Raw genomic sequence first — 12,359 nt, 5'->3', positions numbered from 1 at the left:
TCCGCGTATACAACGGGTAAAATAATCGGATATTGCCTGAAAAATACGGGAAACCCCCTATGGGCGAACCCGGGTCTTATACCGCTATTTTCTGCAGATTCTGAAAGCTGGTCTTTATATTTTCCAGCGGCTTTGGCGCCCCGTCCTGCTCTACGAAGAAGTATTTCATCCCCGAATCCTTCGCATGCTCGAAGATGCGCTTGAAATCGATATAGCCGTTGCCCACTTCCGTCGGTTGTTTGGTGTCTTTATTCAGGTCCTTCACATGCCACAGCGGGAACCGCCCCGGATGCTGTTTGAACAATTCGAGCGGATCCTGCCCCGCCTTGGTGGCCCAGGCCAGGTCGAGCTCCATTTTCACCTCATTCTTATCCGTGTTCGAAAGAATATAATCAAATGGCCGGTGTCCCTCAACCAGGTCGAATTCCGTGGTATGGTTATGATACGCGAACTGCACCCCCACTTTCTTACAGGCCGCCCCGGTCTTGCTGAACACCTCTGCCGCGATCTTTATCTCATCCAGGGTATTCACCGGAATACTGGAACAGACCAGATAGCTCAAGCCTCCCTCCGCCGCCTTGTCGGCCAGCTCCTGGTAGTTTTCCTTCAGGTTGAGCGCCTTCGGCCGGTTCTTATTTCTTTCGACCATCGCCTTTATCCTTGCCGAGTCCTGCGCGGTCTTCGCCATCTTCATCATCTGCCCGGGACTGAACGGCGCTCCGCCCACATGGGCGCTCCGCCAATGCATACCCTGATCCCTGATGATCTTTGCCAGTTCCTTCGGTTGATATCCATAGAAATTTCCCTTCTCACTACCGGCGCTCTCCACCTCTTTATAGCCGATGGCCGCCACTTCCTTCAGCGCATTGATCGGGTCATTGACCATCAGGCCGCCGAGTGTATAAAGTTGCAATCCTGCGGGTGGCATGGCAGGAAAATAAGGGGAGAAAGCGGCTTGTCCCAGTTTGGGCAGCGCAAGCCCGGCAAGGGCTGCCAGGCCGGATTGTTTGAGGAAATTTCTTCTGGTTGTCATAAAGCAAGTCTTTTTGTTAAACAAACATAATGGAAATTCGAATGTTAAGGTCATTTGATGAAAGCAATTGTTATCACCAAACCCGGCGGCCCCGATGTGCTTCAGGTGCAGGACCGCGAAGACCCGGCGCCCACCGGCGACGAGGTGCTCATTGAAGTAAAAGCCTCGGGGCTAAACCGGGCCGACCTGATCCAGCGCGAGGGCAACTATCCGGCGCCCCCGGGCGTTCCCGCCGATATCCCCGGTCTCGAAGTCTCCGGTATCGTCAAAAGCTGCGGCCCGGCCGTCACCGCCTGGAAACCCGGGGACAAGGTCTGCGCCCTCATCGCCGGTGGCGGCTATGCCCAATATGCCATCGCCCGCGAAGGCCAATGCCTGCCGATACCCCCCAACTTCAATTTTCTGGAAGCCGCCGCCCTCCCCGAAGCCATTTCCACCGTCTGGTCCAATGTGTTTCAGCGCGGCGCCCTGCGGGCCGGAGAGAATTTCCTCGTTCACGGCGGAAACAGCGGCATCGGCACCGCCGCCATCCAGCTTGCCAAAGCCTTCGGCGCCACGGTCTATACCACCGTCGGTTCGGAAGAAAAGGGCCGCATCTGCCTCAGCCTCGGGGCCCATCGCGTCATCAACTACAAAACCGAAGATTTTGGGGAAGAACTGAAAGGGGTCGGCATCGACGTCATCCTCGATATGGTCGGCGGCGATTACCTGCAAAAGAATATCCGCATCCTTCGTGAGGAGGGCCGCCTCGTTTACATCAACTCCGTGGCCGGCAACACCCCTAACATCAATCTCCATCAGCTGATGGTCAAGCGGCTTGTCATCACCGGTAGCACTCTCCGCAGCCGCGACTACGCCTGGCGAAAAGCCCTCTCCGCCGAACTGCGGGAAAACGTCTTGCCGCTCTTCGCCGCCGGCGGCTACAAAGCGCTAATTTATCGTACCTTTCCTTATTCAGAAGCTGCCGAAGCGCACCGGCTGATGGCCGCCGGTCAGCATACCGGAAAGATCATGCTTTCCTGGGAGTAACCAATGGCATAAGCTTTGCCTTCTTATATAAAACACCTCTATGGCCCTGCCAAAAAGAAGCCTCCGTAACGGCTGGGTATTCCTCCTGACCGGCATCCTGCTCATCCTCGCAGGCTGTGCCGCCTTTTTCCATCCCGTGCTCACCACCATAACCATCGGCCTCGCCCTCGGCATCATAATCATCCTCCAGGGCATCAGCCATATCGTCTTCGCGCTCTATAACCGCACCCTCCCGCATTGGAGCTGGCACCTGCTCATCGGCTTCATCGATCTGCTCATCGGCGGCATCCTCCTGCCTTACCCCGACATCACACTCGTCGTCCTCCCGTTCCTCGTGGGCTTCTGGATCCTGCTAAGAGGCCTCTCCGTCATCCTCTACGCATTTACGCTCCGCCATTTTGCCTTCGCCGCCTGGAGCTGGTTCCTTGCCGGCGGCATCTTCATCGCCCTGTTCGCGCTTTTCATCATCAAATTCCCACAACTGGGCTACCTTACCATCGTGACCTGGACGGCATTGGCCCTGATCATTACCGGCATCACCAATATCCTGCTGGCCTTGCGATTCCGGACAAGAAGCTACGACGAAGAGCAGACCCTCATCCTTTAAAAGGAAAAGGATAATTAACTGGAAATGGAAATTTAAGTGGGGAAAGCCATTCGTTAATCTACGATTTATGCTTCGGGAACTACTCAGGACTAAGTACAAGTTCCTAATGCCCGTTAAGTTTACCGATCAGCACCCAAAATCGACTCACCGATTTGTTGGAACACGCCCCCGTTTCGATGCATCTTTACAGTGTCAAAAGCAACCAACCGTACCCTGGTCCAAATCCAAGTCCAATTCCGATGAACCGTACCCTGATCCGTGTCCTGAAAAACCAAAGTGAGATCCAAACCCCTTGAAACCCGATCCAAACCGTGGAAACCACTGTGTTACAAAATGCCCTAACAGTGAATGTATTAGCCCGCCGGTAGTCCCGGCGGGCTTTTCGTGTCGGCATGGCGGATACTGCGGCAGCCTATCGCGCCTTCTCCTTCCTCCATGCCGTGGGAATACACCCAAACTCTTCCTTGAAATACTGCGTAAAATATTTCGGATTATTGAAGCCCACCGTATACGCCACCTCCGCCACCGTCAGCTGGCTTTTCTCCAGCAGCTCCGCCGCCCGCTTCAGCCGGATATGCCGGATCAGTTCGACCGGCGTCTTCCCCGTCAGCAGTAAAAGCCGCTTGTAGAACGTGCTTCGGCTCGCATGAAACTTCTGGCAAAGCTCACCCACCGACAACTCCGCATTCCCCATCTCCGCCTCGATATAACCCAGTAATTCCCGCAGGAATACATCGTCCTCCGAGGTGACCTCCACCGGCGCCGGACCCGCCTGCACCTGCCGCTGATAGGTCTTCTTCACCGTCTCATTGTACTCGACGATGTTGCGCATCTTCGACAGCAACACCTCGAAATTGAACGGCTTCGTGATATAATCCGCCGCCCCCGTCTGCAATCCCTGCAGGACCCCTGACTCGCCGGCCATTGCCGTCAGCAGGATCACCGGTATCTGCTTCGTCCGCTCATCCGTCCGGATCTTCCGGCACAGCTGGATCCCATCCATATGCGGCATGCTGATATCGCTGACCACCAGCTGCGGATGCGCCGACAACACCTTGCGCCACCCCTCCTTCCCATCCGAAGCCTCGATCACCTTATAATGCGCCCGCAGGTTATCCTTCAGATAAAACCGGAAATCTTCATTATCCTCCACGATGAGTATCGTCGGCGCATCCTTCGGCGCCCTCGCCGGCGGCCCCTGCAAGTCCATCCCCGCCGCCGTCTCATCCTCCAGCGCCTCATCTTCCCCGAACTCACCGGTAAGGTCATCCGGTCCCTCACCCACGACGACCATCCCTTCGGCCGACAGCTCCAGCGCTCCCGCATCCTTCGGTAACGTCACCGGCGGCAGTTCCCTCATCGGCAGCTCCCTCAACGGCAGCTCTACCCGAAAACAGGAACCGGCATTCACCGCACTCTCCACGGACAACCGCCCCCCATGCATCCGCACGAATTCCTGCGTGATCGATAACCCGATCCCGCTGCCCTGGTTGATCAGCGTCTCCGGGATCTCGTTCTGGAAAAACCGCTCGAAGATCTTCTCCTGCTTGTCCGGCGCGATCCCGATCCCCGTATCCCGGATACTGATGGCCAAAAGCACATTCTCCTCCTCACGCCGCTCTACCGTCACCAATACCCGCACCGACCCATTCTCCGGCGTGAACTTGAAAGCATTGGATAATAAATTGAATAAGATCCTTTCCAGCTTGTCGGGATCAAACCTCGCGATAAGCGACCGGCAATCCCCCGCATCATAGACAAACGAGATATTCTTTTTCTCGGCCAGATCCACAAAACTATGTGCGGTCTCCCGTACGAAACGGACCACATCCCCCTCGCGCAAATGAAGCTTCAGCTCGCGCGCCTCCATCTTCCTGAAATCGAGCAGCTGATTCACTAAATGCAAAAGCCGCTTCGCATTCCGCCGGATCATCTCATACTGCCGCCGCGGGTCGGTCGAAGACCCGTGATCCAACAGCTTGTCCACCGGCGCAAGGATCAGCGTCAACGGCGTCCGCAGCTCATGACTCATATTCGTAAAGAAGCGGATCTTCATCAGATCCATCTCATGCATCCGCCGGGTCTCCCGCCGCTCATTCTCCAGCGCAAACCGCATCCTCGCCCGCTGTACCACCATCTGCCGGGCGATAAACAGGCTGGCGGCAAGCAACAAGACATACAGCGTATAGGCGAAAGGCGTTTTCCACCAGGGCGGCAGCACAACGATCTTCAGTCTGGCCTCCCGGTCATACCATTCTCCATCCGCATCCGCAGCCTTCACCTTGAAAAAATATTCCCCCGCATCCAGGTTCGTATAGGTAGCCTTGCGGATCTTCCCATCCGTGATCAGCCAGTTATGGTTGAACCCCTCCAGCGTATAAGCATATTTGTTGGTGGCATTGGGGATATAGCCAAGCGAGGCAAACTCGAGGGAGAAAATATTCTCCTTATGCCGAAGCCGGATCTCTCCGGTCTCCGAAAGCGTTTTGGTCAGGATGACATGCCCGTTCATCGTATCCCCGACATGCACGCTCTTGTCGAAGATGTCCAATCCCGTCAGCAGGATCGGCGGCGTCTTTCGCTCCGGCTGGATATCCCCCGGCCGGAACATGTTAAAGCCGTTCGGCCCGCCGAAGAGAAGATGCCCATCCCGGGTCGCCAGCCCCGCCCGCTCATTGAACTCCCGGCCCTGTAATCCATCGGGCTCATGAAAATTCCGGCAGCGGATGGTCAGACCCGCCCGGTCCGGCAGTGCGACCACCGTTATCCGCGAAAGCCCGTTCGCCGTACTGATCCAAAGCCGGTGCAGACTGTCTTCCGCGATATAGCGTACCGCATTGTCCGGCAATCCGTCCTCCGTGGTAAAAGATTGAAAGGTCTTTCCGTCGGCACTCAGCACATCCAGCCCCTCCCTGGTCCCCGCCCACAGCTTCTTGCGGCTGTCAAGGAAAAGCCAGGTTACATTGTTACTGCTCAGCCGGCTGGCATCGGGGATAAAATGCCGGATCGCTCCTGTATTCCGTTCGATAAACTCTACCCCGTAGCCCGTGCCCGCCCAGACATTCCCCTCGCCGTCGGCGATGATCGATGAGATATAATCGTTGCGGATCGAGTTGGGTAAGGTGCTCTTATAATGAAAGAAACGTTTGTTTCGCCGGTCCAGCCGGTCCAGTCCCCCGGCCAGTGTCCCCACCCAGATCTGCCGGTCCAGGTCCTCGCAAAGACACATGACCCGGTCATCGGCCAGGCTCGCGGGGTCATCGTCCCGATGCCGGTAATGGATGAACCGCTTGCCGTCAAAACAATCCAGTCCGCCGAAATAAGTTCCGATCCAAAGCTTGCCGTCCCGGTCCAGCATCAGGCTCACAATGATATTGCTGCACAAACTATTGTAATCATGCGCGTCATGCAGCCATTGCCGGAAGCTGTTCCTCTTCCGGTCAAAATACACCAGGCCGCCCCCGTTCCCGCCAATCCAGATATTCCCCTGTCCATCCTCGACAAAACTGTTGACATCATCATAGGGTAGGGTGCCCGCCTTCCGCGGTTCGTGCCGGTATTGTGGAAAATGCAGATCGGTTGGATGATAATAGCTTAGCCCGGCCTTGTAAGTGCCGATCCACACCGTTCCCGTCATCCCATCCCGGTAAAGGGAAGTAATACTGTTGTCCGCAAGACTCTTCCCGTCATCCTCGATATGACTTACGAATCGTACCGAAAAGCTTTTCTTATCTACGATATCCACCCCGCCATGATCGGTCGCCAGCCAGATGGCCCCGTTTCGGTCCTGTAGAGCCGTCAGCACGATATTGCTGTTGAGCACCCGTTCCCCGGCATCCAACGCCAGATGCCGCCATTCCCCGGTCGGCGGGTGAAAGAAATAAACCCCTTTGAAAACCCCGTTCGAACAGATCCACAGGTCGTTCTGCCCATCGATAAACAAACTGGACTGGATCAGGGCCTTGCCAAAATCCTTCTGTAACGCGTCACTGCGAAACCGGACCCGTCCCAGCCGCCCATCGATCAGCTCCAGGATGCCGTCCTGGTGCAACACCCAACAGTCTCCGTTGCCGTCCTCCCGCGCCGTCGCCACCGGGCTTGCCGCCAAACCGGCCCCCGCTTCGCCATCTTTACCCGGCCGCAAGGCAACGATCTTCCCATCCGGTAAATAATGGTAGACCCCGCTGTCCTTATAAATAAACCAATACCCCTTCGAGGCCGGCGAGGCGACCACCGTCACCAGTTGAAAGGCCGGCAACCCCAACTGCCGCAGATAACTTCCAAAGTCCACGTCAAACCGGTCCAGGTCATAATCATAGAGATTAAACCGCCCCGTCCTCGATTCCACCCACATCTTTCCCCCCGGGCCCTCGAATATTTGTTCAATATAATTATCGGCGATCGACCACCGGTCCCGCGGATCGTGCCGGTACTGCCGGAACTGATAGCCGTCATACCGGTTCAGCCCCGAAACGGTCCCGAACCACATGAACCCCCGCGCGTCCTTATAGATCCCCGTGATATGATTATTGGAAAGTCCTCCCGTAACGGTAAGATGAGAGAAAAGATACTCCTGCGGTTGACCCAAAAGTCCGCCCGCAGCAAACAGGAAGAAAAAGCATAGTAAGCACTTCAGGTTTGGCATAAAAAGCAGTCGTCACTAACAAATATAAACATTTTAGCCCCTATTTTAACCGATTTCATACCCATCCTTCCAGCCCGGGAACCCTACTTTTATCGTGAAAAAATAAACCGATTGCATTATGTCGCCAAAACTAACCAAAACTATCCTGGGATTGCTTTCAGTGGCCCTCATTCTCTCTCTCCCACTGGCCGCCCAGCCTCCGGCTCACCGCCTCACCGGTAGGGTCTCCGCCCAGTCAAGCGGAGCGTCCGTTCCCGGCGCCTCCATTACAGTAAAAGGGACAAAAAATTCCGTTCAGACCGACGCCGACGGTAATTTTACCATCACGGTGGCGCCAAACGAGGTGCTGGTGATCTCGACCGTCGGTTATGTGGCAAAGGAGGTCCGGGTAGGTACATCCGCCACGCTCAACATCTCTCTAAACCAGGACTATAGCAGCCTAAACGACGTGGTCGTCGTCGGCTACGGCCGGATGAAGAAATCCGATATGAGCGCCGCCGTCGGGACGATCTCCGCGGCCGATCTCGATAGAACCGTCAACGTCACCCTCGACGAGGCTCTCCAGGGCAAGGCCGCCAATGTCTATGTCAGCCAGACCAGCGGTCAGCCCGGCGCAGGCGCCTCCGTTATCATCCGCGGGGTCAGCACCGTCACCGGCAACTACCAGCCATTATACGTCATCGACGGGGTCCAGATCCGCCCCAGCCTGCCCACCGGCGGGGCCTACAACTCGACTCCCAACCTCGCCAACGAACTCCAGGGGTTGAACCCGGATGACATCGAGAATATCAGCGTCCTCGAAGGACCCGCCGCCACCTCCATCTACGGCGCGGCCGGCGCCAACGGAGTCATCATGATCACGACCAAACAGGGAAAGGCCGGTAATACCCGGGTCACCGTCAACGAACTCCAAAGCCTCCAAACCCGGCCAAAGAACCAACCGGTGATGAATCTCCGGGATTATGCCGTCTACGTCCAGAAACTGGAGAATCTTGGCCTGGTCCCCAAGGAACCCGATGAACTCAGCGATCCTTCCCTGCTCGGCCCCGGCACCGACTGGCAGCACGCCCTCTTCCAGAATACCTGGATGCAAAAACATTCGCTCGCCGTCAGCGGCGGCACCGATCGCACCACCTTCTATCTCTCCGGGGAATACACCAACCAAAACGGGATCGCCATCGGCTCCGGTTTCCAGCGCGGCTCTCTCCGGTTCAACCTGGCTAACCAGGCGAGTAAATGGCTAAAGATCAGCACCAATCTCAACATCTTCGACACAAAAGAAAAGGTGAACATCTTCCAGGCGAATATCGTCAATGTCGCCCTCAGCCAGAACCCCACCATCCCGGTAAAGAACCCCGACGGCACCTTCGGTGGACCTTCCGCCGCACAGGCACAGTACTCCGCCACCAACCCCGTGGCGCTGGCCAATCTCAATAACAATTACAACACCTCCTTCGGCGCCATCGGCGGCCTCAACCTCGATATCACCCCGATAAAAGGGTTGCTCTGGCACACTGAGGTCAACGGCAACTATACCTTTAATAATGGGTACACGTTCAATCCTTCTTATACCATCGGCGCCTATGTGAACCCCAACACCACGGGCAGCCGTAACAGCGCCAACAACTGGTGGGCCTCCCTCAATACGCGCATCCAATACGACTGGACGCTTGGGAAACACGCCGCATCGATCATGGCCGGCCACGAAGCCCAGCAATATGCCTATCAAAGCCTCTCCGCCAACGGCCAGGGGTATACGACCAACACGGTGCAGGAGCTCAGTGTCGCCAGCACGGTCGTCTCCAACCCGAGCAGCTCCCGCGGCGACGGTTCCCAGGAATCCTATTTTGCCCGTGCCAACTACACATATGACAATAAATACATCGCTCAGGTGGTCGTAAGACATGACGGCAGCTCGAACTTCGGTCCCAATAACCGCTTCGGCACCTTCCCCGCGGCCTCCCTCGCCTGGAAGATATCCGACGAGAAGTTCATGCAGGGGATCTCCTGGCTCAACGACCTGAAACTGCGCGGCGAATATGGCATCTCGGGTAATGCAGGTCCCGGAGGCGCCATCTACTCCAATCTCTACGCCTCGATCACCGTATGGGGCGGCGGCTTCCTCCCCGGTAACTATCCCAACGCGAATCTCAAATGGGAACAGGACAAGGCGGGCAACGTCGGCTTCGACGCCCATCTCTTCAACAACCGCGTCGAGATCATCGCCGATGCCTATCAAAAGAAGATCTCCAACCTCATCCTCCCCGCCTCGGGTCCCAGCTATCTCGGCGGTTATCTCAGCGGCGGCTACGGCGGTCAGCTCAGCTGGCCCATCGAAAACTATGGCGGCATGGAGAATAAAGGTTTTGGCGTAACCGTCAATACCGTCAATATCTCCACGAAAGACTTCCAGTGGAAGACCGGCGTCAACTTCTCCATGGATCGCAACAAGGTCACCCGGCTCTACGCTCCCATCTACACCCAATATTACTCGACGACCAATAGCCGCCAGGCGGAATTCCTCACCAAGGTGGGCCAACCGCTGAGCACGATCACGGGTTATGTGGCAGACGGCCTCTTCCAGAATTATAAAGACATCGCCGGCCACGCCATCCAGACCTCCAATTCCAAGATGACCGTCGATCCCGCACAGGGCTCCTGGGTAGGGGATATCAAATTCCGGGATATCAACAAAGATGGCTTCGTCGACAATAACGACCGGACCATCATCGGTAATCCCTGGCCGAAGTTCTCCTACAACTTCACCTCCACCTTCGACTACAAAGGCTTCGAGCTGAGCCTCTTCTTCACCGGCGTATACGGTAACAAAATATTGAACCTCACCCGGTACGAGAACGAGTACATCCCTCTCGGCACGGGCCCCTACGCCAACCACTTCCGGTCGGACGTGAACTTCGCGGTGCCCAGCAGCATTGCCGCCGCCGACGCACTCACCGCAACACTCACCAACCCCGGCTACAAGATCGCGCGGCCCTCGGCCTCCGACGCAAACGGCAACGCCCGCCTCTCGCAATGGAGCGTGGAAAGCGGCTCCTATATAAAGCTGAAGAACGCCCGCCTAAGCTGGCGCCTCCCGGCGAAATATGTCAACGCAACCCACTTCCTCCGCGGAGTGGTCTTCACCGCCCAGGCGCAAAACGTCTTCACCGTTACAAAATACACCGGTTATGACCCCGAAATAGGGATGTATTCCTACGGCGGATTCAACATCGTCGGCATGGACGAAGGCCGCTATCCGCAGACCCGGTCATATGTCTTCAGCGTCGCCGTCAACTTCTGATCTTTCATCATACAAATCGCCAATATGCAACGAATAATAAAACTTCTCACCCTTATCTTCCTCGGCATGAGCATCCTGCCGGGTTGCAAAAAAGAATTCCTCAACCGCCCACCGCTGGCTTCACCCACCTCGGCCACCTTCTACCTGACGGACGAACAGATCCTCGAAGGCACGGGCCCGCTGTACAACGGTTCATGGGGTGGTTACAACGGCACCTCCCTCCAATACATCGGGGATGTCCTGGGCGGTAACAGCACAACCGACAACTACAACGGTCGGGGTGCCTATCTCAGCTTCTCCGTCTCGGCCACCGACCCAAGCGGTGCCCTGCAAAGCGCCTATCAGGCCCTTTGGTCGGTAGTGGCCAACGCAAATGTCGTTGCTGCCAATATAAAAGGCGCAGGTCCCGGCGCCACCACGGCCGGCAAAAACGCCGGTCTCGCCGAATGCTATTTGATGCGCTCGGCCGCCTACTACTATCTGGCCCTCATCTGGGGCGCGGTACCCATCATCTATGACAACGCTCATCAGATCGGGGATACAACCATCCATCGCAACAATCTAGCCGATGCCTGGCAGTTTGTGATCAACGACCTCCATTGGGCGATGGACCATCTGCCCGCTTCTCCCCCGCAACCGGGCCGCGTGACAAAATGGAGCGCCGAAGGCCTGCTCGCCCGCGCCTTCCTTGTCCGTTCCGGTCTCGGCCAGTCCGGCGGCAAACGCAACCAAACCGACCTGGACAGCGCACGGATCTATGCCGGCGACGTCTGCAACAACAGCGGACTCGCACTCATGTCCAACTACTACGATCTCTTTACCTCCAAGTATTTCAGCGGCACCGCGGTGCCGTCTGAAAGTCTCTTGTCCCTCCTCTGGGTTCCCACGGGCCAGTGGTTCGTCCAAAACCATATGCAGGCGAACCTCGCTTACAGCGCCCTCATCACCCAGACCGGCGACGGCTGGGGCGGCGCCTTCGGCGGCTCGCCCAATCTCATGCAGTATTATTTCAACAACCCCGATGACAGCATCCGCAGACGCGCCACGGTCTTTATGCCGAATGCCGTCTATCCCGATATCAGCCAGTCTGCCGGCGGCTGGCGCGTCGATACCACGCTCTTCAACAATGCCAAGATCACCAACGCCGGCGACAAAGGCAACGGCTACGGCAGCGACCACGCCTATGTAAAGAAATACGTCGTCGGCTCCCCCGCGGACAATGGCGGTCTCGGTGCACAACAGGATGAGAACCTCAGCACCTATATCTTCCGGCTGGCCGACGTCTACCTCATCTATGCCGACGCTATCCTCGGAAACAACAGTTCCACCTCGGATCCCGAAGCCCTCAAGTATTACAACGCCGTCCGGAAAAGAGCCGGCATCGCTTCAAAGACCTCCATCTCCTATATGGATATCCTCTGGGAAAGAAAAGTGGAGTTCGCCTTCGAGGGTCACGCCTGGTATGACTGGAAGACCTGGTACTACTTCGATCCCGCCAATGCACTGGCCTGGTTCAGCAATCAGGACCGCGGCAACTATAACATCACCTACAACGGCGGCAACTCCTTCCTGACAGTCTTCGGTGCAGATGGCTACCCCGGTACGGTTTCCTATCCTATCACCCCGCAGACGGCCGACCTGCCCTATCCTGAATCGGAGCTCCTCGTCGCCCCGATCCTCCAACAACCGCCGGTCGCCTTCGACTTCAGCAAAGTGAAATATTGATTGCCATAAAAAAAGATAC

General features: G+C 56.6%; 6 protein-coding genes. 4 read left to right on the top strand and 2 right to left on the bottom strand.

The genetic code is table 11. The annotated features are described in order from the left end of the window. Positions 1 to 76: 76 nt before the first annotated feature. The gene (locus tag VGM48_RS17845; RefSeq protein WP_331581620.1) at positions 77 to 1,033 is read right to left on the bottom strand and encodes a sugar phosphate isomerase/epimerase; all 957 of its coding nucleotides are present in this window, start codon (positions 1,031 to 1,033) and stop codon (positions 77 to 79) included. 57 nt (positions 1,034 to 1,090) lie between these two features. Between VGM48_RS17845 and VGM48_RS17840 the strand changes: the two genes are divergently transcribed. Together VGM48_RS17840 and VGM48_RS17835 are read left to right on the top strand one after the other, a co-directional pair. Further along, positions 1,091 to 2,062, top strand: a complete 972-nt coding sequence (locus VGM48_RS17840) for an NAD(P)H-quinone oxidoreductase (RefSeq protein WP_331581618.1) — start codon at positions 1,091 to 1,093, stop codon at positions 2,060 to 2,062. Positions 2,063 to 2,102: 40 nt separating this feature from the next. Beyond that, on the top strand, positions 2,103 to 2,669 hold the full coding sequence (locus VGM48_RS17835) for an HdeD family acid-resistance protein (protein WP_331581616.1): 567 nt from the start codon (positions 2,103 to 2,105) through the stop codon (positions 2,667 to 2,669). A gap of 412 nt (positions 2,670 to 3,081) precedes the next feature. Here the strand turns inward: VGM48_RS17835 and VGM48_RS17830 are convergent, their stop codons facing one another. After that, the gene (locus VGM48_RS17830) at positions 3,082 to 7,314 is read right to left on the bottom strand and encodes a hybrid sensor histidine kinase/response regulator transcription factor (RefSeq protein WP_331581614.1); all 4,233 of its coding nucleotides are present in this window, start codon (positions 7,312 to 7,314) and stop codon (positions 3,082 to 3,084) included. Positions 7,315 to 7,432: 118 nt separating this feature from the next. Here VGM48_RS17830 and VGM48_RS17825 point away from each other — a divergent pair, with 118 nt between their 5' ends. Together VGM48_RS17825 and VGM48_RS17820 are read left to right on the top strand one after the other, a co-directional pair. Next, positions 7,433 to 10,615, top strand: coding sequence for a TonB-dependent receptor (locus tag VGM48_RS17825; protein ID WP_331581612.1), 3,183 nt, complete (start codon positions 7,433 to 7,435; stop codon positions 10,613 to 10,615). A 24-nt stretch (positions 10,616 to 10,639) separates the two neighbouring features. Beyond that, the gene (locus VGM48_RS17820) at positions 10,640 to 12,340 is read left to right on the top strand and encodes a RagB/SusD family nutrient uptake outer membrane protein (protein WP_331581610.1); all 1,701 of its coding nucleotides are present in this window, start codon (positions 10,640 to 10,642) and stop codon (positions 12,338 to 12,340) included. Positions 12,341 to 12,359 lie beyond the last annotated feature (19 nt).

The organism is Puia sp. (assembly GCF_036500295.1).
GTDB lineage: Bacteria > Bacteroidota > Bacteroidia > Chitinophagales > Chitinophagaceae > Puia.
Note: the sequence above shows the minus strand (reverse complement) of the source record. Positions and strands in the feature narration are given on the sequence as shown.

What these genes read in the sequence shown, in the direction of transcription:
- VGM48_RS17845 (WP_331581620.1), bottom strand. Translation starts at nt 1,033, where the DNA reads ATGACAACCAGAAGAAATTTCCTCAAACAATCCGGCCTGGCAGCCCTT.
- VGM48_RS17840 (WP_331581618.1), top strand. Translation starts at nt 1,091, where the DNA reads ATGAAAGCAATTGTTATCACCAAACCCGGCGGCCCCGATGTGCTTCAG.
- VGM48_RS17835 (WP_331581616.1), top strand. Translation starts at nt 2,103, where the DNA reads ATGGCCCTGCCAAAAAGAAGCCTCCGTAACGGCTGGGTATTCCTCCTG.
- VGM48_RS17830 (WP_331581614.1), bottom strand. Translation starts at nt 7,314, where the DNA reads ATGCCAAACCTGAAGTGCTTACTATGCTTTTTCTTCCTGTTTGCTGCG.
- VGM48_RS17825 (WP_331581612.1), top strand. Translation starts at nt 7,433, where the DNA reads ATGTCGCCAAAACTAACCAAAACTATCCTGGGATTGCTTTCAGTGGCC.
- VGM48_RS17820 (WP_331581610.1), top strand. Translation starts at nt 10,640, where the DNA reads ATGCAACGAATAATAAAACTTCTCACCCTTATCTTCCTCGGCATGAGC.